The organism is endosymbiont of unidentified scaly snail isolate Monju (assembly GCF_000801295.1).
In the GTDB taxonomy this organism is placed as follows: Bacteria; Pseudomonadota; Gammaproteobacteria; order Chromatiales; family Chromatiaceae; genus MONJU.
Genome location: NZ_AP012978.1, coordinates 187186 through 211364, shown reverse-complemented (window position 1 = coordinate 211364; position 24179 = coordinate 187186). Strand labels below are relative to the sequence as shown.

Below are 24179 nucleotides of genomic sequence, written 5' to 3'. Positions count from 1 at the left end.
CGATTACCCCAGAATCTCTTCGACGGTCTTGCCACGCTTGGCCGCGACATACTCGGCGTCGCTCATGTTGGCCAGGCCATTGAGGGTGGCGCGAACCACGTTGATGGGATTGTTCGAGCCAATGCACTTGGCCAGCACGTTGTGCACGCCCACCACTTCGAAGATGGCGCGCATGGCGCCGCCGGCGATGATACCGGTACCTTCCGAGGCCGGCTGCATGTAGACCTTGGCAGCACCATGGCGGCCGACCAGCGGGTACTGCAGGGTGCCGTCCTTCAGTTTGACCTCGATCATGTTGCGGCGCGCGGCCTCCATGGCCTTCTGGATGGCCACCGGGACCTCCTTGGACTTGCCGGTACCGAAGCCGACGCGGCCATTGCCGTCCCCGACGACCACCAGGGCGGCAAAGCCGAACACCCGACCGCCCTTGACCACCTTGGCGACACGGTTGACGCCGATCAGCTTCTCGATCAGATCGTCGCCGGCGGACTTGGTTTCATAATTTGCCATGATGCAGACTCCTCAGAACTCAAGGCCGGCTTCACGCGCGGCGTCGGCCAGGGCCTTCACGCGGCCGTGATAACGGAACCCGGAACGATCGAAGGCCACGCGCTCGATGCCCTTGGCCTTCGCGCGTTCAGCGATCGCACGGCCCACCACGGCAGCACCGGCAACGTTGCCGGTGCTGCCCTCGATGCCGGCCTTGACCTCCTTGTCGACGGTCGAGGCCGCTGCGATGACCTCGGCGCCGTTGGGGGCGATCACCTGGGCATAGATGTGGCGCGGGGTGCGATGAACCGTCAGGCGGTGCACGCCCAACTCGCGGATCTTGGCGCGCGCCCGCTTGGCGCGACGCAGACGAGATGCTTTCTTATCCATCGTGCTAACCCCTTACTTCTTCTTCGCTTCTTTACGGATGATGCGCTCATCCGCGTAGCGAACACCCTTGCCCTTGTACGGCTCCGGCGGACGGAAGCTGCGGATCTCGGCAGCCACCTGGCCCACCTTCTGCTTGTCGCTGCCGGAGACCACCACTTCGGTCTGCGAGGGCGTTTCGATGGTGATGCCCTCGGGCACCGGGTAGTCGACCGGGTGCGAGAAACCGAGCGTCAGGTTGAGCACCTTGCCCTTGGCCTGGGCGCGATAACCGACGCCGACCAGTTCCAGCTTCTTCTGGAAGCCTTGGCTGGCACCCACCACCATGTTGTTGACCAGTGCGCGCATGGTGCCGGCCATGGCCCAGCCGTTCTTGACGCCATCGGCCGGACGCACCGAGATGACCCCATCTTCGATGCTCACCACGGCATCCGGATGCACGTCCATTTCCAGCGCCCCCTTGGGGCCCTTGACGCTCACGTGCTGACCGTCGATCTTGACCTCGACGCCGGACGGGACGGTGATCGGCGCTTTCGCTATGCGTGACATGCCAGATCCTCCCTTACGCGACGTAGGCGATGACTTCGCCGCCATGGCCCAGCTTGCGGGCTTCGCGGTCGGTCATCACGCCTTTGGAAGTGGAAACGATGGCGATACCCAGGCCTCCGCGCACGCGCGGCAGTTCATCGCGGCCTTTGTAGATCCGCAGGCCGGGACGGCTCACGCGCTTGATGTATTCGATGACCGGACGGCCCTGGAAGTACTTGAGCTGGATCTCCAGCACGGGCTTGCCATCGACCTCGATCTGCTGATAATCGATGATGTAGCCTTCGTCCTTAAGGACCTTGGCGACGGCCAGCTTCTTCTTGGAAGCAGGCATTTGCACAGACGGCTTGTTCGCCGCCTGGCCGTTGCGGATGCGCGTAAGCATATCCGCAATCGGATCCGACATGCTCATGATGAGTCTCCTCTGGGTCAGCCATCGTCTCGCGATGCGATACCCGAATGTGTAACGAAACACGGCCCCGGGATTCAGGGAGCCGCGCACTATATACAAATCCGGACCAGAAATCCAGCCCGGACGGGCAAACCGTTACCAGCTGGCCTTCTTCAGGCCGGGCACGTCACCCCGCATGGCCGCTTCGCGCAGCTTGTTGCGGCACAGGCCGAACTTGCGATAGACCGCGTGCGGCCGGCCGGACACTCGGCAGCGACGCTGCTGGCGCACCGGGCTGGCATCGCGCGGCAGCTTCTGCAGGGCGGCCACGGCGGCGTCGATCTCCTCGAACGAACGGCTGCGGTCATTGATGATGGCCTTCAGTTCGGCGCGCTTGGCGGCGTACTTCTGAACCATCTTCTGGCGCTTGGCCTCGCGGGCCCACATGCTCTTTTTTGCCATGTTCTCTAGTCCGATTACTTGAACGGGAAATTGAAGCCGTCGAGCAGGGCGCGGCCTTCCTCGTCGGTACGCGCCGTGGTGGTGATGGTGATATCCATGCCACGCAGGGTATCGACCTTGTCGTACTCCACCTCGGGGAAGATGATCTGTTCCTTCACACCCAGGCTGTAGTTGCCCCGGCCATCGAAGGACTTGGAGCTCAGACCACGGAAGTCGCGCACCCGCGGCAGGGCGATGTTCACCAGGCGATCGAGGAACTCGTACATGCGTTCGCGACGCAGGGTCACCTTGCAACCGATGGGCCACCCCTCGCGGATCTTGAAGCCGGCAACCGACTTGCGCGCGCGGGTGACAATCGGCTTCTGACCGGCGATACGCGCCATGTCACCGACGGCGAACTCCATGTTCTTCTTGTCGCCCACGGCCTCGCCGACACCCATGTTGAGGGTGATCTTCTCGATCCGCGGCACCTCCATGATGCTCTTGTAGCCGAACTTCTCCATCAGCTGCGGAACGACCTTTTCTTTGTAGTGATCGTGCAAACGTGCCATCGATATCTGCCTCAGACGTCCACGACTTCGCCGTTGGACTTGAATACGCGCACCTTGCGACCGTCCTCGAGGATCTTGAATCCGACGCGGTCGCCCTTGTTGGTCGCGGGGTTGAACAAAGCCACATTGGAGATGTGCAGGGGCATCTCCTTGTCCACGATGCCGCCGGGCTCCCCCTTGTTGGGATTCGGCTTCATGTGCTTCTTGGCCAGGTTGATGTTCTCGACGATCACACGATCCTCGAGCACGGCCAGGACGGTGCCGCGCTTGCCCTTGTCCTTGCCGGCGAGAACGATCACGTCGTCGCCTTTACGAATGCGTCGTGCCATGGCGATTTCCTCAGAGTACTTCCGGTGCGAGCGAGACGATCTTCATGAAGCGCTCGCTGCGCAGTTCGCGCGTTACCGGGCCAAAGATACGGGTGCCGATCGGCGCCAGGGCGTTGTTCAACAGCACCGCAGCGTTACCGTCGAAGCGGATCACCGAGCCGTCGGGACGACGCACCCCCTTGCGGGTACGCACAACGACGGCGTTGTAGACGTTGCCCTTCTTGACCTTGCCGCGCGGAATAGCGTCTTTAACCGACACCTTGATGATGTCGCCTATTCCGGCGTACCGGCGGTGCGAACCGCCCAGCACCTTGATGCACTGGACGCGTTTGGCCCCGCTGTTGTCTGCAACGTCCAGCATGGTTTGCATCTGGATCATGACACTACCCCAATCAGTTTGAGTTCAGTTCGATTCAGTTCGGACGTTCGACCAGCTTGACGAAACGCCAGCTCTTGGTCTTGGACAGTGGCCGGCACTGCTCGACCACCACCACGTCGCCCACGCGACACTCGTTGTTCTCGTCGTGCGCATGCACCTTGGTGGAACGGCGCACAAACTTGCCGTACAGCGGGTGCTTGACCCGGCGCTCGATCAGCACCGTGATGGTCTTGTCCATCTTGTCGCTGACGACGCGCCCCTGGAGAGTCCGGTTACCTGCCTGCTCGCTCATGCTTCACCTGCCCGACGCTTTTCGTTCATGATCGTCTTCACGCGCGCGATATTGCGGCGCACTGCCTTCATCAGATGGGGACGGGCCAGCTGACCCGTGCCCTGTTGCATGCGCAGGTTGAATTGCTCCTTGAGCAGCTCGTGCAGCGTCTCACGCAATTCGGCCTGGGACTTTTCACGAAGTTCGTTCGCTTTCATCAGAGGACCGTCCGTTTAACAAAAGTGGTGCTCACGGGGAGCTTGGCCGAGGCCAGCTCGAAGGCGCGACGCGCCAGTTCCTCGGAGACACCTTCAATCTCGTAGAGCATACGACCGGGCTGGATCTGCGCGACCCAGTACTCCACGTTACCCTTGCCCTTGCCCATCCGCACTTCGAGCGGCTTCTTGGTGATCGGCTTGTCCGGGAACACCCGGATCCACAGCTTGCCGCCCCGCTTCACGGTGCGCGTGATGGTACGACGGGCCGCCTCGATCTGGCGCGCGGTGAGGCGTCCGCGGCCAGTGGCCTTGAGGCCATACTCGCCGAAGCTGACCTTGTTGCCGCTATGCGCCAGGCCGCGGTTGCGGCCCTTGTGTTGCTTGCGGAATTTGGTGCGTTTTGGTTGCAGCATGACTTACCCCCGAGCGCCTGCGCTCTTGCCCTTCTTGCCGGACTCACCCTTGCCGGCATCCTTCTGCTCGTCACCGAAGACCTCGCCCTTGAAGATCCAGGTCTTGATACCGATGATGCCGTAGGTGGTCAGCGCCTCGGCAAAGCCGTAGTCGATGTCCGCACGCAGGGTGTGCAGCGGCACGCGGCCCTCGCGGTACCACTCGCTGCGCGCGATCTCGGCGCCGTTCAGGCGGCCGGCAACGTTTACTTTCACACCCAGGGCGCCCAGGCGCATGGCGTTCTGCACGGCGCGCTTCATGGCACGGCGGAACATGATGCGACGCTCGAGTTGCTGGGCGATGCTCTCGGCCACCAGCTGGGCATCCAGCTCGGGCTTCCGGATCTCCTCGATGCTGATGCGCACCGGGATACCCATGCGTGCCGAGACCTCCTTGCGGAGTTCGTCGATGTCCTTGCCCTTCTGGCCGATCACCAGGCCCGGCCGCGCGGTGTGGATGGTGATGTGCGCGTTCTTCGCCGGCCGGTCGATCTGGATGCGGCTCACCGAGGCCTGCTTGAGGCGCTCCTTGAGAAAATCGCGCACCGCCAAGTCGGTGATCAGCAGATCGGCGTAGTTCTTGTTGTCGGCATACCACTTGGAGTTCCAATCGGTGACGATGCCGAGACGGATGCCTGTCGGATGTACTTTCTGGCCCATAGTTATGCCCGCTTATTCGTCCGCCACAATGACGGTAATGTGACTGGTGCGCTTCAGGATGCGGGTGCCGCGTCCCTTGGCACGTGCACGGAGCCGCTTCATGGTCGGGCCTTCGTCCACGTACACTGTCTTGACCTTCAGCTCGTCGACATCGGCGCCTTCGTTGTTCTCCGCGTTGGCGATGGCCGAATCGAGCACCTTCTTCATGAGCGCAGCGCCCTTCTTCTTGCTGAAGGCAAGAACGTTGAGCGCCTGCTCCACAGGCAGGCCGCGGATCTGGTCTGCCACCAGACGACCCTTCTGTGCCGAGAGGCGCGCAAAGCGCAGTTTGGCTACAGCTTGCATCGCTTCTCTCCTTACCGTTTCTTGGTCTTCTTGTCCGCGTCGTGACCGCGATAAGTGCGGGTCAGAGCGAACTCACCGAGTTTGTGGCCGACCATGTTCTCGGTGATCAGCACCGGAACGTGTTGCCTGCCGTTGTGGACCGCGATGGTCAGACCGACCATGTCGGGGCTGATCATCGAGCGGCGCGACCAGGTCTTGATCGGCTTGCGATCGTTGCTGGCGCGCGCGGCTTCCACCTTCTTCTGCAGGTGGAAGTCGATAAAAGGTCCTTTGCGAATGGAACGTGGCATGCCTTTCTACTCCACCGGTTACTTGCGACGACGGTCGCGAACAATGAACTTGTCGGTGCGCTTGTTCGAGCGCGTCTTGTGACCCTTGGTCGGCACACCCCAGGGGCTGACCGGGTGACGACCACCGGAGGTACGGCCCTCGCCACCGCCGTGAGGGTGATCGACCGGGTTCATGGCCACACCGCGTACCGTCGGGCGGATGCCACGCCAGCGTGAGGCGCCGGCCTTGCCCAGCTTGCGCAGGTTGTGCTCGGAGTTGCTCACCTCGCCCAGGGTGGCACGGCAATCGGCGTGCACCTTGCGCATCTCGCCGGACCGCAGGCGCAGGGTGGCGTAATCGCCCTCGCGCGCAACCAGTTGGGCCGAGGTGCCGGCGCTGCGCGCCAGTTGCGCACCCTTGCCGATCTTCAGTTCCACGCAGTGCACGACCGAACCGATGGGCATGTTGCGCAGGCTCATGCAGTTGCCGACCGAGATCGGGGCATCTTCGCCCGACTGGACCCAGTCACCGGCCTTGAGGCCCGCCGGTGCGATGATGTACCGGTACTCGCCGTCCTCGTACTTGATCAGCGCGATGTTGGCGGTACGGTTCGGGTCGTACTCAAGACGTTCGACGGTGCCAACCACGCCGTCCTTGTCGCGCTTGAAGTCGATGATGCGGTAACGCTGCTTGTGGCCACCCCCCTTGTGCCGGGTGGTGATGCGGCCCTTGTTGTTGCGTCCGCCGGTCTTGCTCTTCTTGTCCACGAGCGCGCGCAGCGGGCCGCCCTTGTGCAGACCTTCGCGCTTGACCTGGACGACGTGGCGTCGACCGGGAGAAGTGGGTTTTGCTTTAGCTATCGCCATGATCTTGTCCGCTTGACTGGGGCTGGAGCGCTCAGGCGCCCTCGCCGAAATTGATGTCCTGGCCTTCCTTCAGGCGCACATAGGCCTTCTTCCAGTCCGCCCGCTTGCCCGGACGTTGACCGAAGCGCTTGCGCTTGCCCTTGACATTGAGGACCTGCACCTTCTCGACGTCCACCTCGAACAGCAGTTCGACCGCAGCCTTGATCTCGGGCTTGGTGGCGTCACGCGCGACCTGGAACACGAACTGGTTGCCGCTCTCGGCAGCGGTCACGCTCTTCTCGGACACCACCGGGGCGAGCAGGACCTGCATCAGGCGCTCTTTGCTGAACTTGCTCATGCCAGTTTCTCCTCGAGCTGCTTGAGGGCACCGGCGGTGATGATCACCTTGTCGAAGCCGATCAGGCTGACCGGATCGAGCTCGTGCACACCACGGGCATCCACGTGATACAGATTGCGGGCCGCGAGCATCAGGTTTTCGTCCAGCTCCTCGACCACGATCAAGGCCTCGTCGATACCCAGCTCCTTGAGCTTGCCGACCAGTTGCTTGGTCTTGGGCACATCGACCGAGAAGCTGTCGACCACCACCAGGCGCTCCTGACGCACCAGCTCGGAGAGAATGGAGCGCAGCGCGCCGCGGTACATCTTCTTGTTGACCTTCTGCTCGTAGTTGCGCGGCGAGGCAGCGAAGGTCACGCCTCCGTGGCGGAACAGCGGGCTGCGGATGGTGCCGGCGCGGGCACGGCCGGTGCCCTTCTGGCGCCAGGGCTTGGCACCGCCGCCGCTGACCGCGGAGCGGTTCTTCTGCGCCTTGGTGCCGGCGCGCGCGCCAGCCATATAGGCGGTGACCACCTGGAGGATCAGCGCCTCCTTGTAGTCGGCCCCGAACACGGCGTCAGACACCTGGATGCTCGAGCCACCCTGTACGTTCAGATCCATGTCTTACCCCTTGTTCTTCAGCTTGATGGCCGGGGTGACGATCACATCACCGCCACGCGCGCCGGGGACGGCGCCCTTGACCAGCAGCAGGTTGCGTTCGGCATCCACGCGCACCACCTCGAGGTTCTGCACGCAGACCTTTTCGGCGCCCATGTGGCCGGCCATTTTCTTGCCCTTGAACACCCGACCCGGGGTCTGGCACTGGCCGATGGAGCCCGGCGCACGGTGCGACAGGGAGTTGCCGTGGGTGGCGTCCTGGGTGCGGAAATTGTGCCGCTTGACCCCGCCCTGGAAGCCCTTGCCCTTGGAGACGCCACGCACGTCGACCTTCTGGCCGGCTTCGAAGATGCTCACATCCACGGTGCCGCCCACTTCCGGCGCCTCACCCTCGTGGTCATCCAGACGGAATTCCCACAGGCCGCGCCCGGCCTCGACACCGGCCTTGGCAAAGTGGCCAGCCATCGGCTTGTTGACACGCGAGGCCTTCCTGCTGCCGGTCGTCACCTGAATGGCGGCATAGCCGTCGTTCTCGACGGTGCGCACCTGGGTGACGCGGTTCGGGTCGACCTCGATGACGGTGACGGGCACCGACTGGCCCTCATCGGTAAAGATGCGGGTCATGCCGGCCTTGCGCCCTACGATTCCAATCGCCATTGCTCTCACCTCAGTTCAGCTTGATCTGGACATCCACACCGGCGGCCAGATCCAGCCTCATCAGCGCATCGACGGTCTTGTCGGTCGGATCAACGATCTCCATCAGGCGCTTGTGGGTACGGATCTCGTACTGGTCGCGCGCGTCCTTGTTGACGTGCGGCGAGATCAGCACGGTGTAGCGCTCTTTCCGGGTCGGCAGGGGAATCGGACCGACCACCTGGGCGCCGCTGCGCTTGGCGGTCTCGACGATCTCCTTGGCCGACTGGTCGATCAGTCGATGATCGAACGACTTGAGACGAATTCGAATACGTTGATTGGTCATTGCTAAATCACTCGAAATGCGAAATCACCGAATTACTCGATGATCTTGGAAACCACGCCGGCGCCGACGGTGCGGCCACCTTCGCGGATCGCGAAGCGCAGGCCCTCTTCCATCGCGATCGGCGCGATCAGCTTCACCGTCATCTTCACGTTGTCGCCCGGCATCACCATCTCCACGCCTTCCGGCAGCTCACAGGCCCCGGTCACGTCGGTGGTGCGGAAGTAGAACTGCGGACGATAACCGTTGAAGAACGGCGTGTGACGGCCACCCTCGTCCTTGCTCAGCACGTAAACCTCGGCCTCGAAGTGCGTGTGCGGCTTGATCGATCCCGGCTTCGCCAGCACCTGACCGCGCTCCACCTCGTCACGCTTGGTGCCGCGCAGCAGCACGCCCACGTTGTCGCCGGCAACGCCTTCGTCCAGCAGCTTGCGGAACATCTCCACGCCCGTGCAGGTCGTGCTCTGGGTCTCGCGCAGGCCCACGATCTCGACTTCGTCGCCAACGTGGATCTTGCCGCGCTCCACACGACCGGTCACCACGGTACCGCGACCCGAGATCGAGAACACGTCTTCGATCGGCATGATGAAGTCACCGTCGATCGCGCGCTCCGGATCCGGAATGTAGGTGTCCAGCGCCTCGACCAGCTTGTCGATCGACTTGGTGCCGATCTCGGAGTCGTCACCTTCCAGCGCCTTCAACGCCGAGCCGATGATCACAGGCGTGTCGTCGCCCGGGAAGTCGTAGGAGTCGAGCAGCTCGCGGATCTCCATCTCCACCAGCTCCAGCAGCTCTTCGTCGTCGACCATGTCGGCCTTGTTCATGTACACGATGATGTACGGCACGCCGACCTGGCGTGACAGCAGGATGTGCTCGCGCGTCTGCGGCATGGGACCGTCGGCCGCGGACACCACCAGGATGGCGCCGTCCATCTGCGCCGCGCCGGTGATCATGTTCTTCACGTAGTCCGCGTGGCCCGGGCAGTCGACGTGCGCGTAGTGGCGCTTGTCCGACTCGTATTCCACGTGGGCCGTCGCAATCGTGATGCCGCGCTCGCGCTCTTCCGGGGCGTTGTCGATCTGGTCGTACGCCCGCGCCTCACCGCCGAATTTCTTCGCCTGGTGGGTGGTGATCGCCGCGGTCAGCGTCGTCTTGCCATGGTCAACGTGACCAATGGTGCCGACGTTGACGTGCGGCTTTGTACGTTCGAATTTTTCCTTGGACATCTTCTCTGGCCCCTTAACTGATTTGCCTGACAAATCTTTGCGGAGTGATTACCGAATTGTTGTTCGCCGCCTAGTACCGGTTGATGACCTTGTCGGCAATGGCCGCAGGCACCGCCTGGTACTTGGCGAATTCCATGCTGTAACTCGCGCGACCCTGGGTCGCGCTGCGCAGTGCCGTGGCGTACCCGAACATCTCGGCCAGCGGCACCTCGGCGCGGACGATCTTTCCGGCCGGCGCGTCTTCCATGCCGGAGATCATGCCCCGGCGCGCATTCAGGTCGCCCATCACGTCGCCCATGTACTCTTCGGGCGTGGTGACCTCGACCCTCATGATCGGCTCCAGCAGCACCGGATCGGCATCGCGCGCCCCGTTGCGCAGCGCCATCGAGCCGGCCACCCGCAAGGCCTGCTCACTGGAATCCACCTCGTGATAGGAGCCATCGAACAGGGTGGCCTTGATGCCCACCAGCGGGTAGCCGGCGAGCACGCCCCCTTCCATGGCGTCCTTCACGCCCTTCTCCACCGCCGGGATGTAGTCCCTGGGAACCACGCCACCGACGATGGCATTCACGAATTCGAACGTCGTCTCGGCATCCTCGCCGAGCGGCTCGAGCTTCAGCCAGACATGGCCGTACTGCCCGCGCCCGCCCGACTGCCGGACGAACTTGCCCTCCACCTCGACCGCCTTGCGAATGGTCTCGCGGTAGGCCACCTGGGGCGCACCCACGTTGGCCGCGACACCGAACTCCCGCTGCAGGCGGTCGACGATGATCTCCAGGTGCAGCCCACCCATCCCGGAGATGATGGTCTGCCCCGACTCCTCGTCGGTACGCACCCGGAAGGACGGGTCTTCCTGGGCCAGCTTGCCCAGGGCGATGCCCATCTTTTCCTGATCCGCCTTCGTCTTGGGCTCCACCGCCACCGAGATGACCGGCTCGGGGAACTCCATGCGTTCCAGCGTGATCACGTGTTTCGGGTCACACAGAGTCTCCCCTGTGGTGACATCCTTGAGACCAACCGCCGCGGCGATATCGCCCGCAAGCACCTCGTCGATCTCTTCGCGGTGGTTGGCGTGCATCTGCAGCAACCGACCAATCCGCTCCTTCTTGCCCTTGAGCGGGTTGAACACCATGTCCCCGGACTTCAGCACCCCCGAGTAGCACCGCAGAAAGGTCAGGGTGCCCACATAGGGGTCGGTGGCAATCTTGAACGCCAGCGCGGCAAAGGGCTCGTCGTCCAACGGATGCCGCTCACCCTCGCTCCCATCCTCGAGCTCGCCCTTGATCGCCGGCACATCCCCCGGCGACGGCAGCAGCTCGATCACCTTGTCGAGCAGCGCCTGCACACCCTTGTTCTTGAAGGCCGAACCGGCACAGACCGGCACCACCTCCAGACTCAGGGTGCGCTTGCGCAGCCCCTCGAGGATCTGTTCCTCGGACAGATCGCCGTCTTCCAGATAGGCGTCCATCAGGGTCTCGTCAGCCTCGGCGGCAGCCTCGAGCAGACGCTCGTGCCATTCCTCGCAGAGATCCTTCAGCTCGCCAGGGATCTCCTGGTAGCTGAACTCGACACCCATGTTTTCTTCCGACCAGATGATCGCCTTCATCTTGACGAGGTCGACCACCCCGGTAAATTCGTCTTCCGCGCCGATCGGCACCTGCACCGGCACCGGATTGGCGCCCAGGCGATCACGCAATTGCTCGACCACCCGGAAGAAGTCGGCCCCGACCCGGTCCATCTTGTTGACGAACGCCAGTCGCGGCACCTCGTACTTGTTGGCCTGGCGCCACACCGTCTCGGACTGAGGCTCGATCCCACCGACGGCACAGAGGACAAATACCGCCCCGTCCAGAACCCGCAGCGAACGCTCCACCTCGATGGTGAAGTCCACGTGACCCGGCGTATCAATAATGTTGATACGGTGCCGCGGGTACTGTTTCGCCATGCCAGACCAGAAGCAGGTGGTGGCCGCCGAGGTAATGGTAATACCCCGCTCCTGCTCCTGCTCCATCCAGTCCATCGTCGCGGCGCCCTCGTGCACCTCACCGATCTTGTGAGATACCCCGGTGTAGTACAGCACCCGCTCGGTGGTCGTCGTCTTGCCGGCATCGATGTGCGCCATGATGCCGATGTTGCGATACCGTTCGATGGGCGTGCTGCGCGCCACGGTCTACACCCTTGTCGTCTTGTCACGGCGCCCCTGGGGCACCCGGAATCACCAGCGGTAGTGGGAGAAGGCCTTGTTGGCTTCCGCCATGCGGTGCGTGTCTTCCTTCTTCTTGACGGCCGCGCCCTTCTGGTCGGCGGCATCCATCAGCTCACCAGCCAGGCGCGCCGCCATGGACTTCTCGCTGCGCTTGCGCGCCGCCTCGATCAGCCAGCGCATGGCCAGCGCATTGCGGCGCACGGGCCGCACCTCGACGGGCACCTGGTAGGTGGCGCCGCCGACACGACGGGACTTCACCTCGACCATGGGGCGCACATTGTCCAGCGCCTGCTCCAGCAACTCCATGGGATCGCCATCGCGCTTCTCGGCCACCATGTCCAACGCACCGTACATGATGCGCTCGGCGACCGACTTCTTGCCGTCGACCATCACCATGTTGATGAACTTGGCCAGCACCTGGCTGCCGAACTTGGGATCCGGCAGGACCTCGCGCTTCGCTACTACCCGTCTTCTTGGCATTGCTCTCTTCTCTCGTTACTCGGCATGTCGCCGGAGATACTCTGATGTTTCGATCAGTGCGATCAGGACTTGGGCCGCTTGGCACCGTACTTGGAACGACCCTGGCGACGCTTTTCGACGCCCGAGGTGTCCAGCGCACCGCGCACCACGTGATAACGCACACCCGGCAGGTCCTTGACCCGGCCGCCACGAATCAGCACCACGCCGTGCTCCTGCAGGTTGTGACCCTCGCCACCGATGTAGCTGGTCACCTCGTAACCGTTGGTCAGGCGCACACGCGCCACTTTCCGCAGCGCCGAGTTCGGCTTCTTCGGCGTGGTGGTATACACGCGAGTGCAGACGCCACGCTTCTGCGGGCAGGCCTCCAGCGCCGGCACGTTGCTCTTCTCGGGCTTGCGCTTGCGCGGCTTGCGTACAAGTTGGTTGATCGTTGCCATTTGGTTCTTCCGCCTAGGGGCACCACCTCGGCGCCCGCCACCACAATAAATTGGGGGTAGCCGCCCCTGCCGGCTGCCCTGGGCAACCCCAGGCCGACCGGTTCGACTACCCGAATCCAAAGCTGTCTTCGAACGACTGTTTTGCCGCAGAAAAACAGGCCGACCCAAGGGCCTGCCCGTTTGGAAGACCGCGAATTCTAGGCATCTGCGCGACCCCTGTCAACAGGGATCGCGCAGTTTTTTGCCTGTCACTCGTCGTCGGAGGTGTTGAGCGCCTCCTTGATAGCCTGTTCGAGCTCGTCCGCGGCCATCTCGACCCGGCCACCGGCCCGTTCGGCGGCTCGGCGCGCCCTGCGTTCCTTGTGGTGCGCCAGACCGGTGCCGGCCGGGATCAGGCGACCGACGATGACGTTTTCCTTCAGGCCGTTGAGCGGGTCGCGCATGCCGCGCACCGCCGCCTCGGTGAGCACCCGGGTGGTCTCCTGGAAGGAGGCCGCCGAGATGAAAGACTCGGTCGCCAGCGAGGCCTTGGTGATGCCGAGCAGCAGCGGCTCCCATTTCGCCGGGTGCCGGTTCTCGGCCTCCTCGTTGGCCTCGAGCACGCGGGCCTTCTCGGCCTGCTCGCCGCGCAGCAGTTTGGTCTCGCCCGGGTCGGTGACCTCGACCTTGCGCAGCATCTGGCGAATGATCACCTCGATGTGCTTGTCGTTGATGCCCACGCCCTGCAGACGGTAGACGTCCTGGATCTCCTTGACCAGGTACTCGGCCAGGTCGGTCACCCCGCGCAGGCGCAGGATGTCGTGCGGGTTGAGTTCGCCATCGGCGATCACCTCGCCCTTCTCCACGTGTTCGCCCTCGAACACGTTGACGTGCCGCCACTTGGGAATCAGCAGCTCGTGGGTCTCGCCCTCGGCGTCGGTGATCACCAGCCGCTGCTTGCCCTTGGTCTCCTTGCCGAAGGACACGGTGCCGGTGGCCTCGGCGAGGATCGCCGGCTCCTTGGGCTTGCGCGCCTCGAACAGGTCGGCCACGCGCGGCAGACCGCCGGTGATGTCGCGGGTCTTGGAGGATTCCTGCGGAATCCGTGCGATGACATCACCGATCTTCACCTGGGTGCCGTCGGCAACGTTGACGATGGCACCACCCGGCAGGAAATAGTGCGCGGGCAGGCTGGTGCCGGCCAGGTTGATGTCGTTGCCCTTCTCATCGACCAGCTTGACCATCGGCCGCAGGTCCTTACCGGCGCTCGGCCGCTGCTTGGGATCGATGACCACCACCGAGGACAGACCGGTGACCTCGTCGGTCTGCTTCTGCACGGTGACGCCATCGATGAAGTCGACGAAGCGCAGGATGCCCGCCATCTCGGTAATGATGGGGTGGGTGTGCGGGTCCCAGGTAGCCACGGTCTGGCCACCCTCGACCTTTTCGCCCTCGCGCACCTGCAACTCGGCGCCATAGGGCAGCTTGTAACGCTCGCGCTCGCGGCCGATCTCGTCGACGACGACCACCTCACCGGATCGCGAGACCGCCACCAGCTTGCCGGCCGCGTTCTCGATGGTCTTGATGTTGTGCAGCTTGATCGTGCCCGCGTTCTTGGGCTCGATGCTGTTGACCGCCGCGGCCCGCGAGGCAGCACCCCCGATGTGGAAGGTACGCATGGTGAGCTGGGTACCCGGCTCGCCGATCGACTGGGCCGCGATCACACCCACGGCCTCGCCGATGTTGACGCGGTTACCGCGCGCAAGATCGCGTCCGTAGCACTTGGAGCAGATGCCCTGGCGGGTCTCGCAGGTGATCGCCGAGCGCACCCAGACCTGGTCCACGCCGGCTTGCTCGAGCACATCCACCAGCTTCTCGTCGAGCAGGGTGCCGGCCTCGACCAGCACCTCGTCGCTGCCCGGACGCAGAATGTCCACCGCGGCCACCCGACCCAGGATGCGCTCGCGCAGCGGCTCGACCACGTCACCCCCTTCGATGATGGGCACCATGCGCAGACCGTTGGTGGTGCCGCAGTCGTCCTCGGTGATCACCAGGTCCTGCGCCACATCCACCAGGCGCCGGGTGAGATAACCCGAGTTGGCGGTCTTCAGCGCGGTATCGGCCAGACCCTTGCGCGCACCGTGGGTGGAAATGAAGTACTGAAGTACGTTCAGGCCCTCGCGGAAGTTGGCGGTGATCGGCGTCTCGATGATGGAACCGTCGGGCTTGGCCATCAGGCCACGCATGCCGGCGAGCTGACGAATCTGCGCCGCAGAACCCCGCGCACCGGAGTCGGCCATCATGAAGATGGAATTGAACGAGTCCTGCTCGACTTCGTTGCCCTCCTTGTCGACAACCTTTTCCTTGCCGAGCTTGTTCATCATGGCACGGGCGATCTGGTCGTTGGTGTGCGACCAGATGTCCACCACCTTGTTGTAACGCTCGCCGTTGGTCACCAGGCCCGAGGCGTACTGATCCTGGATCTCCTTCACCTCGGCCTCGGCCTCGGCGAGGATCTCGGCCTTTTCGTCAGGAATGACCATATCGTCCAGACCGATGGAAGCACCCGCCTTGGCCGCCTGGGCAAAGCCCAGATACATGAGCTGGTCGGCGAAGACCACGGTGGCCTTCAGGCCGAGCTGGCGATAGCAGGCATTGACCAGGCGCGAGATGGCCTTCTTCTTCATCGGCTGATCGATCAGCTCGAAGGACAGGCCGCGCGGCACGATGCCCCAGAGGATGGCACGACCCACGGTGGTGTCGCGCACCTTGGTGATCTCGGTCTGGTTGCCGTCCTCGTCGATCTGCACCTCGGTCAGACGCACCTTGACGCGCGCGTGCAGATCGGCCGCGCCGGTCTCGTAGGCGCGCTTGGCCTCGTCCACGCCAGCCAGCAACATGCCCTCGCCCTTGGCGTTGATGCGCTCGCGGGTCATGTAATAGAGACCCAGCACCACGTCCTGGGTGGGCACGATGACCGGCTCGCCGTTGGCCGGCGAAAGCACGTTGTTCGAGGACATCATCAGGGTGCGCGCCTCGAGCTGCGCCTCGATCGACAGCGGCACGTGGACCGCCATCTGGTCACCGTCGAAGTCGGCGTTGAAGGCGGCACAGACCAGCGGGTGCAGCTGGATGGCCTTGCCCTCGATCAGCACCGGCTCGAAAGCCTGGATGCCCAGACGGTGCAGGGTGGGGGCGCGGTTGAGCAGCACCGGGTGCTCGCGGATCACCTCTTCGAGGATGTCCCACACCTCGGGCGCACCCCGATCGACCAGCTTCTTGGCGGCCTTGATGGTGGTCGCCAGGCCACGGAACTGGAGCTTGGAGAAGATGAACGGCTTGAACAACTCGAGCGCCATCTTCTTGGGCAGGCCGCACTGGTGCAGCTTGAGGGTCGGACCGACCACGATGACCGAACGGCCGGAGTAGTCCACCCGCTTGCCCAGCAGGTTCTGGCGGAAACGCCCCTGCTTGCCCTTGATCATGTCGGCCAGCGACTTGAGCGGGCGCTTGTTGGTGCCGGTAATGGCGCGGCCGCGGCGACCGTTGTCGAGCAGCGCGTCCACCGCCTCCTGCAGCATGCGCTTCTCGTTGCGCACGATGATGTCGGGCGCGGCCAGATCGAGCAGGCGCTTGAGACGATTGTTGCGGTTGATCACCCGGCGGTACAGATCGTTGAGATCCGAGGTGGCAAAGCGACCGCCATCGAGCGGCACCAACGGACGCAGCTCGGGCGGCAGCACCGGCAGCACGGTGAGAATCATCCACTCGGGACGGTTGCCCGACTGTTCGAGCGATTCGAGCAGCTTGAGACGCTTGGAGATCTTCTTGATCTTGGTCTCGGACTTGGTCTGCTCCATCTCCTCGCGCAGCTTGGCGATCTCGCGCGGAATGTCGAGGGTGCGCAGCAGTTCGTAGACCGCCTCGGCACCCATGCGCGCGTCAAACTCGTCACCGTTCTCCTCGACCGCCTCCAGGTACTGCTCGTCGGTGAGCAGCTGGAAGCGCTCGAGCGCGGTCATGCCCGGATCGACCACCACGTAACTCTCGAAGTAGAGCACGCGCTCGATGTCGCGCAGGGTCATGTCCAGCAGCAGACCGATGCGCGAGGGCAGCGACTTGAGGAACCAGATGTGCGCCACCGGGCTGGCCAGGTCGATGTGCCCCATGCGCTCGCGGCGCACCTTGGCCAGCGTGACCTCGACGCCGCACTTTTCACACACCACACCGCGGTGCTTGAGACGCTTGTACTTGCCGCACAGGCACTCGTAGTCGCTCACCGGGCCGAAGATCTTGGCGCAGAACAGGCCTTCGCGCTCCGGCTTGAAGGTGCGGTAGTTGATGGTCTCCGGCTTCTTGACCTCGCCGTAGGACCAGGAGCGGATCATCTCGGGGGAGGCCAGGCCGATGCGAATGGCATCGAACTCCTCGTTCTGACCCTGTTGCTTGAGAATCTTCAGCAGATCTTTCATGAATCCTGCTCCAGTTCGATATTGATACCCAGGGACCGGATCTCCTTGACCAGCACGTTGAAGGACTCGGGCATGCCCGGCTCCATGCGGTGGTCACCGTCCACGATGTTCTTGTACATGCGGGTACGGCCATTCACGTCGTCGGACTTGACCGTCAGCATCTCCTGCAGGGTGTAGGCCGCACCATAGGCCTCGAGCGCCCACACTTCCATCTCGCCGAAGCGCTGGCCACCGAACTGGGCCTTGCCGCCCAGCGGTTGCTGGGTGACCAGGCTGTAGGGACCGGTGGAGCGCGCGTGCATCTTGTCGTCAACCAGGTGGTTGAGCTTGATCATGTACATGTAACCGACGGTGACCAGGCGCTCGAAGGGCTCGCCGGTTCGGCCGTCGTAGAGCTGCACCTGGCCACTGGTGGGCAACCCGGCCAGCTCCAGCATGCTGCGGATCTCGTCCTCGTGCGCGCCGTCGAAGACCGGCGTGGCCATGGGCACGCCGCCACGCAGATTCTCGGCCATCTCGACCAGCTCCTCATCGTTGAGGCTGTCGAGGTCTTCCTTCTTGCCGCTGGTGTTGTAGATCTTCTCGAGGAACTTGCGCAGTTCGGAGACCTTGGCCTGGCGGTCGAGCATCTCGCCGATGCGCTCACCCAGACCCTTGGCGGCAAAGCCCAGGTGGGTCTCGAGGATCTGACCGATGTTCATCCGCGAGGGCACGCCCAGCGGGTTGAGCACGATATCCACCGGGCGACCATCCTCGTCGAAGGGCATGTCTTCGACGGGGACGATGCGCGAGATCACGCCCTTGTTGCCGTGACGGCCAGCCATCTTGTCGCCGGGCTGAATGCGGCGCTTGACCGCCACGTAGACCTTGACCATCTTGAGCACGCCAGGCGCCAGGTCGTCGCCGGCGGTGAGCTTGCGCTTCTTCTCTTCGTAGCGCTTGCGGAACTCCTCGCGCATGGTCTCGACCTGCTTGGCGATGGCCTCGAGCTGGGCCGCGGCCTCCTCGTTGCGCAGACGGATCTGCAACCACTGGTCGCGCTCCAGGTCGGCCAGGTAGGCCTTGGTGATCTTGGCACCGGCCTTGAGCTTGTTGGGGCCACCCTCGGCGACCTTGCCCAGCAGCATCTTTTCGACCCGCGCGAAGGTGTCCTCTTCCATGATGCGCAGCTGGTCGTCGAGGTCCTTGCGCACGCGCCGGAGTTCTTCTTCCTCGATCTGCAGGGCACGCGCGTCCTTCTCCACGCCGTCGCGGGTGAATACGCGCACGTCGATCACGGTACCGGCGGTGCTGGACGACACCCGGGTGGAGGTGTCGCGCACGTCGGAGGCCTTCTCGCCGAAGATGGCGCGCAACAGCTTTTCTTCCGGGGTGAGCTGGGTCTCGCCCTTGGGCGTGACCTTGCCGACCAGGATGTCGCCTTCCTTGACCTCGGCGCCCACGTACACGATGCCCGACTCGTCGAGCTTGGCCAGCGCGGCCTCGCCCACGTTGGGGATGTCGGCGGTGATCTCCTCGGGGCCCAGCTTGGTGTCGCGGGCCATGCAGGTGATCTCCTCGATGTGGATAGTGGTGAAGCGGTCTTCCTTCACCACCTGCTCGGAGATCAGGATGGAGTCCTCGAAGTTGTAGCCGTTCCAGGGCATGAAGGCCACGCGGAGGTTCTGGCCCAGCGCCAGCTCGCCCATGTCGGTGGACGGACCATCGGCCATCACATCACCACGCTCGACCTTGTCGCCCACCATCACCAGCGGACGCTGGTTGATGCAGGTGTTCTGGTTGGAACGGGTGTACTTGGTGAGGTTGTAGATGTCCACGCCCGGCTCGCCCGGCACGGTCTCGTCGTCGTTGACACGCACCACGATACGCGCGGCATCCACCGATTCGATGACACCGCCGCGCCGCGCCACCACGGTCACGCCGGAATCCACCGCCACGGTACGCTCCATGCCGGTACCGACCAGCGGCTTCTCGGCACGCAAGGTGGGCACGGCCTGGCGCTGCATGTTGGCGCCCATCAATGCGCGGTTGGCGTCATCGTGCTCGAGGAACGGAATGATCGAGGCCGCCACCGAGACGATCTGCTTGGGCGAGACATCCATGTAGTCGATGTCCTCGGGACGAGCCAGGGTAAACTCGTTCTGGTGACGGCAGGAGACCAGCTCGTCGGTGAGCTTGCCGTTCTCGTCCAGGTTGGCGTTGGCCTGGGCGATCACGAAGCGCCCTTCCTCGATGGCCGACAGATAATCCACCTGATCGGTCACCCGGCCGTTCTCGACCTTGCGATAGGGCGTCTCGAGGAAGCCATAGCGGTTGGTGCGTGCATATACGGCCAGCGAGTTGATCAGGCCGATGTTCGGACCTTCCGGCGTCTCGATGGGACACACCCGGCCATAGTGGGTGGGGTGCACGTCGCGCACCTCGAAGCCGGCACGCTCGCGCGCCAGGCCACCCGGTCCCAGTGCCGAAACGCGGCGCTTGTGGGTCACTTCGGACAGCGGGTTGTTCTGATCCATGAACTGTGAGAGCTGGCTGGAGCCGAAGAACTCCTTGATCGCCGCAGAGACCGGCTTGGCGTTGATCATCTCCTGCGGCATCAGGCCCTCGGACTCGGCCAGGCTCAGGCGCTCCTTGACCGCACGCTCCACGCGCACCAGGCCGATGCGGAACTGGTTCTCCGCCATCTCGCCGACGCAGCGCACGCGGCGGTTGCCCAGGTGGTCGATGTCGTCCACGGTGCCGTTGCCATTGCGGATATCCACCAGAGTCTTGAGCACGTCGAGGATGTCGGACATCTCGCCGCACTGCTCGATCAGCGCTTTCGATTCCTCGTCGTCACGCGCGCCGAAATACTTGGCGTCGTACAGCACGCCGGGACCTTCGGGGTTCTCGCGCCCCAGGCGACGATTGAACTTCATGCGGCCGACCGCCGAGAGGTCGTAGCGCTCGGAGGTGAAGAACAGGTTGTGGAACAGGTTCTGCGCGGCCTCCTTGGTCGGCGGCTCGCCCGGACGCATCATGCGGTAGATCTCGACCATGGCCTCCAGTGCGTTGCTGGTGGGGTCGATGCGCAGGGTCTCCGAGATGAAGGAACCGTGATCCAGGTCGTTGGTGAACAGAGTGTTGATCTCCTTCACCCCCTTCTCGATCAGGGTCTCGATCAGCTCCTCGGTGATCTCGTCGTTGGCCGCAGCGATCAGCTCGCCGGTCTCGGTGTCGACCACGTTGTGCGCCAGGGTCTTGCCCACCAGGTACTCGCGCGGCACTTCGAGTTTCTTGATCCCGGCCTTCTCGAGCTGCTTGATGTGGCGCGCGGTGATGCGCTTGCCGGTCTCGACCACGACTTCCTTCTTGGCCTTGATATCGAAGGTGGCCAGTTCGCCACGCAGGCGCGCGGGCACCAGATCAAGCTGGATCTTCTTGGCGCCCAGAGTGAAGTGATCGGTCTCGAAGAAGACGTCCAGGATCTCCTCGGTGTCATAACCGAGCGCGCGCAGCAGGATGGTCGCCGGCAGCTTGCGGCGACGGTCGATGCGGACGTACACCAGGTCCTTCGGATCGAACTCGAAGTCGAGCCAGGAACCACGGTAGGGGATCACCCGCGCGGAGAACAGCAGTTTGCCCGAGGAATGGGTCTTGCCCTTGTCATGATCGAAGAAGACACCCGGCGAACGGTGGAGCTGGGAGACGATGACCCGTTCGGTACCGTTGATGATGAAGGTGCCGTTCTCGGTCATGAGCGGCAGTTCGCCCATGTAGATTTCCTGCTCCTTGATGTCCTTGACCTGCCGAGCGCCGGCCGGGGCGTCCTTGTCATAGATCACCAGGCGCACGAGCACGCGCAGCGGCGCCGCATAGGTGGCACCGCGCAGCTGGCACTCGCGCACGTCGAACACCGGCTCGCCCAGGCGGTAGTGCACATATTCGAGCGCGGCGTTACCGGAATAACTCACGATCGGGAAGACAGACTTGAACGCCGCATGCAGACCCTGGTCGGCGCGCTCGTCGGGCGCGACATCGGCCTGCAGGAAGTGACGGTAGGAGTCGATCTGGGTCGCCAGCAGGAACGGCACCTCCAGAATGCTCGGTCGCTTGCCGAAGTCTTTGCGGATACGCTTCTTCTCAGTGAACGAATAGGCCATGCTTGCCTTCCCTCATCTCTAACGCTGTAACGTGCCCGGCCCCCGCAACAACACGGGTTGGGGACGAAGAGCGGGACCTTGCGCGCCCGCTCGACAACAACGAACAAGCGGGATCAGGCCGGCGGCCCCGGGGCCACCAGCCTGATCCCGCTTGACGTCTGCTACGACCAAGTCTTACTTGACTTCGACAGTAGCACCCGCCTCTTCCAGGGCCTTCTTGGCCTCTTCGGCCTCTTCCTTGGAAACACCTTCCTTCAGCGTGGACGGTGCACCTTCCACCGCTTCCTTGGCCTCCTTCAGGCCCAGGCCGGTGAGGGCACGAACGGCCTTGATGACGGCAACCTTGTTGTCGCCGAAGCCGGTCAGCACCACGTCGAATTCGGTCTTCTCCTCAGCGGCGCCACCGGCGTCGCCACCAGCGCCCGGAGCGGCCACGGCAACGGCGGCAGCGGCGGTCACGCCGAACTTCTCTTCCATTGCCTCGATCAGCTCGACCACTTCCATCACGGACATGTTGGCAATGGCTTCCAGGATTTCGTCTTTGGACATCTTACTCTCCAGTTAACAGTCTGTACTCGAATAGGGTTGGCGAATGCACGCCCGCTCAGGCGGCATCCTTGGCGTCGCGAATTGCTGCAACGGTGCGAACCAGCTTGCCCGGCACCTCGTTCAGGGTCTGCGCCAGCTTGGTGATCGGTGCCTTCATCACCGACATCAGCATGGAGATCGCCTGATCGTAGGTCGGCATCTTCGCCAGCACGTCGAGCTGCGAGGCATCCAGACGCTGGCCACCGATGGCCAGCATGGTCACCTTCAGGTTCTCGTGCTCCTTGGCGAAGTCCTTGATCACACGTCCGGCGGCACCAGGATCTTCCTGGGAGAATGCCAGCACCAGCGGACCGGTCAGCCCGTCGGACAGACATTCGAATTCAGTACCTTCCAGCGCGCGGCGAGCCAGCGTGTTCTTGATCACCCGAAGATAGACGCCGTTGTTGCGGGCTTCCTTGCGCAACTGGGTCATTTCTTCGACCGTCAGGCCACGGTACTCGGCCGCCACGGCGGAAAAGGCACTGCCTGCCACCTCAGCAACTTCGGCGACGATGGCTTTCTTTTGCTCGAGATTGAGTGCCAAGGTCGTCACCTCCCGACTACTTGGGACTTGCGTCCCGTTGAACGTCACGAAGCCGGCCCATCCGGCCCCGCATGGGGTGGTGCGCCGTCACCGGAAGCCATGTCCGATTACGGAGCGCCATCTACGCAGGAAATTAAGCCAACAAGGACTCTCTGATCACATCGCGGATCGGCACCTTGGCGCGTGAGATCACGCGCTACGGCGCCGGGAATCTTCGCAACAGCTGACCATTACGCGCGATTCCCGCCTTGTATCGCACGATTTGCCACAGCAATCGGCACGATACGGATGCAATCGGAGCCTCCCTGGAAGCACCTGCGGTCTTTGACAGCGACCGCGCCAGGCGCGGCTGCTCCAAAGTTCTCTTGGGCCCGAAGGCCCGAAATCAGCTGATCTTGAGCGAGCTCTGGTCGATCACCAGCCCCGGCCCCATGGTCGAGGACACGGTGATCTTCTTCAGGTACACGCCCTTGGACGAGGCCGGCTTGAGCTTCTTGATCTCGTTGACCAGGGCCTCGAGGTTCTCGATCAGCGACGCGGGCTCGAAGCCCACCTTGCCGATCGAGGCATGCACGATACCTGCCTTGTCGGTGCGGAAACGCACCTGACCAGCCTTGGCATTCTTCACCGCGGTGGCCACATCGGGGGTCACGGTGCCCACCTTGGGGTTGGGCATCAGACCGCGCGGACCCAGGATCTGACCCAGCTGGCCGACCACGCGCATGGCGTCGGGCGCGGCGATGACCACGTCGAAGTCCAGATTGCCCTTCTTGACCTCCTCGGCGAGATCGTCCATGCCGACGATGTCGGCACCGGCCTCCTTCGCGGCCTCGGCCGCCGGGCCCTGGGCGAACACCGCCACACGCACATCCTTGCCGCTGCCCGCGGGCAGGATGGCCGAACCCCGCACCACCTGGTCGGATTTGCGCGGATCGACGCCCAGGTTCACTGCCACATCGATGCTCTCGGGAAACTTCACCGAGGCCAGCTCGTTGAGCAGGGCAAAGGCCTCTTCGGCCGGGTATTGACGGTTGCGATCGACCTTCTCGGCGATCGCCTTCATGCGCTTGCTCATCCTGGCCATCACTCAACCCCCTCGACATTCAGACCCATGCTGCGCGCAGAACCGGCGATGGTACGCACAGCGGCGTCCATGTCGGCGGCGGTCAGGTCGGGCGCCTTGGTCTTGGCAATCTCTTCGAGTTGCTCGCGGGTCACCGTGCCGACCTTCTCGGTATTGGGGCGACCCGAGCCCTTGGCGATGCCGGCCGCCTTCTTCAGCAGCACCGCCGCCGGCGGCGTCTTCATGATGAAGGTGAAGGACTTGTCGTTGTAGACGGTGATCACCACCGGGATCGGCAGATCCTTCTCGATGTTCTGCGTCTGCGCGTTGAACGCCTTGCAGAACTCCATGATGTTCACACCGTGCTGACCCAGAGCCGGACCGACCGGCGGACTGGGGTTGGCCGACTGCGCCGGCACCTGGAGCTTGATATAAGCCTGGATTTTCTTTGCCATGAGGCACCTCTTCGTGGTGAGTTCAAACGGCCGGGGTTCTCACCCGGCCTCCTCGTATCGAC

The 24179-nt window shown here is 63.6% G+C and carries 29 protein-coding genes; all 29 read right to left on the bottom strand.

What is annotated here, in order from left to right; genetic code table 11:
* Positions 1-3: 3 nt before the first annotated feature.
* Entirely contained in the window at positions 4-510 is a 507-nt protein-coding gene (gene rpsE / locus EBS_RS01055; RefSeq protein ID WP_043106903.1) for a 30S ribosomal protein S5, read from the bottom strand.
* 12 nt (positions 511-522) lie between these two features.
* Positions 523-879 (bottom strand): 50S ribosomal protein L18, encoded by a 357-nt coding sequence (rplR, locus tag EBS_RS01050; protein ID WP_043106902.1) that lies wholly within the window; start codon positions 877-879, stop codon positions 523-525.
* Positions 880-891: 12 nt separating this feature from the next.
* Entirely contained in the window at positions 892-1425 is a 534-nt protein-coding gene (gene rplF, locus EBS_RS01045; protein ID WP_043106901.1) for a 50S ribosomal protein L6, read from the bottom strand.
* A gap of 13 nt (positions 1426-1438) precedes the next feature.
* Complete coding sequence (gene rpsH, locus EBS_RS01040; protein WP_043106899.1) at positions 1439-1834, bottom strand: 30S ribosomal protein S8; 396 nt, start codon at positions 1832-1834, stop codon at positions 1439-1441.
* Positions 1835-1969: 135 nt separating this feature from the next.
* Entirely contained in the window at positions 1970-2275 is a 306-nt protein-coding gene (gene rpsN, locus EBS_RS01035) for a 30S ribosomal protein S14 (RefSeq protein WP_043106898.1), read from the bottom strand.
* A 14-nt stretch (positions 2276-2289) separates the two neighbouring features.
* On the bottom strand, positions 2290-2826 hold the full coding sequence (gene rplE, locus EBS_RS01030) for a 50S ribosomal protein L5 (RefSeq protein WP_043106897.1): 537 nt from the start codon (positions 2824-2826) through the stop codon (positions 2290-2292).
* A gap of 11 nt (positions 2827-2837) precedes the next feature.
* Positions 2838-3155 (bottom strand): 50S ribosomal protein L24, encoded by a 318-nt coding sequence (rplX, locus tag EBS_RS01025; protein WP_043106896.1) that lies wholly within the window; start codon positions 3153-3155, stop codon positions 2838-2840.
* A 10-nt stretch (positions 3156-3165) separates the two neighbouring features.
* A complete protein-coding gene (gene rplN / locus EBS_RS01020) occupies positions 3166-3534 on the bottom strand; it encodes a 50S ribosomal protein L14 (protein ID WP_043106894.1) in 369 nt (122 codons plus the stop codon).
* 34 nt (positions 3535-3568) lie between these two features.
* Complete coding sequence (gene rpsQ / locus EBS_RS01015; protein WP_043106893.1) at positions 3569-3826, bottom strand: 30S ribosomal protein S17; 258 nt, start codon at positions 3824-3826, stop codon at positions 3569-3571.
* Positions 3823-4023, bottom strand: a complete 201-nt coding sequence (gene rpmC / locus EBS_RS01010; RefSeq protein ID WP_043106892.1) for a 50S ribosomal protein L29 — start codon at positions 4021-4023, stop codon at positions 3823-3825. Before rpmC ends, rpsQ begins: the two co-directional genes overlap by 4 nt.
* Positions 4023-4436, bottom strand: coding sequence for a 50S ribosomal protein L16 (gene rplP / locus EBS_RS01005; protein WP_043106891.1), 414 nt, complete (start codon positions 4434-4436; stop codon positions 4023-4025). The genes rpmC and rplP overlap by 1 nt, the downstream gene beginning before the upstream one ends.
* A 3-nt stretch (positions 4437-4439) precedes the next feature.
* Entirely contained in the window at positions 4440-5135 is a 696-nt protein-coding gene (gene rpsC / locus EBS_RS01000) for a 30S ribosomal protein S3 (RefSeq protein WP_043106890.1), read from the bottom strand.
* A 12-nt stretch (positions 5136-5147) separates the two neighbouring features.
* Complete coding sequence (gene rplV, locus EBS_RS00995; protein WP_043106889.1) at positions 5148-5480, bottom strand: 50S ribosomal protein L22; 333 nt, start codon at positions 5478-5480, stop codon at positions 5148-5150.
* Between the two features lie 11 nt (positions 5481-5491).
* Positions 5492-5770 carry a 30S ribosomal protein S19 gene (gene rpsS, locus EBS_RS00990; RefSeq protein ID WP_043106888.1) on the bottom strand — a complete coding sequence of 93 codons (279 nt, stop codon included), beginning with the start codon at positions 5768-5770 and terminating at the stop codon, positions 5492-5494.
* An 18-nt stretch (positions 5771-5788) separates the two neighbouring features.
* Complete coding sequence (rplB, locus tag EBS_RS00985) at positions 5789-6616, bottom strand: 50S ribosomal protein L2 (protein ID WP_043106886.1); 828 nt, start codon at positions 6614-6616, stop codon at positions 5789-5791.
* A gap of 31 nt (positions 6617-6647) precedes the next feature.
* Positions 6648-6953, bottom strand: a complete 306-nt coding sequence (gene rplW, locus EBS_RS00980) for a 50S ribosomal protein L23 (protein WP_043106885.1) — start codon at positions 6951-6953, stop codon at positions 6648-6650.
* Entirely contained in the window at positions 6950-7552 is a 603-nt protein-coding gene (gene rplD / locus EBS_RS00975; RefSeq protein WP_043106884.1) for a 50S ribosomal protein L4, read from the bottom strand. The genes rplW and rplD overlap by 4 nt, the downstream gene beginning before the upstream one ends.
* 3 nt (positions 7553-7555) lie before the next feature.
* A complete protein-coding gene (rplC, locus tag EBS_RS00970) occupies positions 7556-8206 on the bottom strand; it encodes a 50S ribosomal protein L3 (protein WP_043106883.1) in 651 nt (216 codons plus the stop codon).
* A 10-nt stretch (positions 8207-8216) separates the two neighbouring features.
* Positions 8217-8528 carry a 30S ribosomal protein S10 gene (gene rpsJ, locus EBS_RS00965; RefSeq protein WP_043106882.1) on the bottom strand — a complete coding sequence of 104 codons (312 nt, stop codon included), beginning with the start codon at positions 8526-8528 and terminating at the stop codon, positions 8217-8219.
* A 32-nt stretch (positions 8529-8560) separates the two neighbouring features.
* The gene (tuf, locus tag EBS_RS00960; protein WP_043106870.1) at positions 8561-9751 is read right to left on the bottom strand and encodes an elongation factor Tu; all 1191 of its coding nucleotides are present in this window, start codon (positions 9749-9751) and stop codon (positions 8561-8563) included.
* Between the two features lie 70 nt (positions 9752-9821).
* A complete protein-coding gene (fusA, locus tag EBS_RS00955; RefSeq protein WP_043106881.1) occupies positions 9822-11918 on the bottom strand; it encodes an elongation factor G in 2097 nt (698 codons plus the stop codon).
* Between the two features lie 48 nt (positions 11919-11966).
* The gene (gene rpsG / locus EBS_RS00950) at positions 11967-12437 is read right to left on the bottom strand and encodes a 30S ribosomal protein S7 (protein ID WP_043106879.1); all 471 of its coding nucleotides are present in this window, start codon (positions 12435-12437) and stop codon (positions 11967-11969) included.
* 62 nt (positions 12438-12499) lie between these two features.
* Entirely contained in the window at positions 12500-12874 is a 375-nt protein-coding gene (rpsL, locus tag EBS_RS00945; protein ID WP_043106878.1) for a 30S ribosomal protein S12, read from the bottom strand.
* Positions 12875-13122: 248 nt separating this feature from the next.
* On the bottom strand, positions 13123-17325 hold the full coding sequence (gene rpoC, locus EBS_RS00940) for a DNA-directed RNA polymerase subunit beta' (RefSeq protein ID WP_043106877.1): 4203 nt from the start codon (positions 17323-17325) through the stop codon (positions 13123-13125).
* On the bottom strand, positions 17322-21467 hold the full coding sequence (gene rpoB, locus EBS_RS00935; protein WP_043106876.1) for a DNA-directed RNA polymerase subunit beta: 4146 nt from the start codon (positions 21465-21467) through the stop codon (positions 17322-17324). The genes rpoC and rpoB overlap by 4 nt, the downstream gene beginning before the upstream one ends.
* A 174-nt stretch (positions 21468-21641) precedes the next feature.
* Positions 21642-22016 (bottom strand): 50S ribosomal protein L7/L12, encoded by a 375-nt coding sequence (gene rplL / locus EBS_RS00930; protein ID WP_043106875.1) that lies wholly within the window; start codon positions 22014-22016, stop codon positions 21642-21644.
* 55 nt (positions 22017-22071) lie between these two features.
* Positions 22072-22599 carry a 50S ribosomal protein L10 gene (gene rplJ / locus EBS_RS00925; protein ID WP_043109020.1) on the bottom strand — a complete coding sequence of 176 codons (528 nt, stop codon included), beginning with the start codon at positions 22597-22599 and terminating at the stop codon, positions 22072-22074.
* Between the two features lie 385 nt (positions 22600-22984).
* The gene (gene rplA / locus EBS_RS00920; RefSeq protein WP_043106874.1) at positions 22985-23683 is read right to left on the bottom strand and encodes a 50S ribosomal protein L1; all 699 of its coding nucleotides are present in this window, start codon (positions 23681-23683) and stop codon (positions 22985-22987) included.
* The gene (rplK, locus tag EBS_RS00915; RefSeq protein ID WP_043106873.1) at positions 23683-24117 is read right to left on the bottom strand and encodes a 50S ribosomal protein L11; all 435 of its coding nucleotides are present in this window, start codon (positions 24115-24117) and stop codon (positions 23683-23685) included. The genes rplA and rplK overlap by 1 nt, the downstream gene beginning before the upstream one ends.
* Positions 24118-24179: the final 62 nt, after the last annotated feature.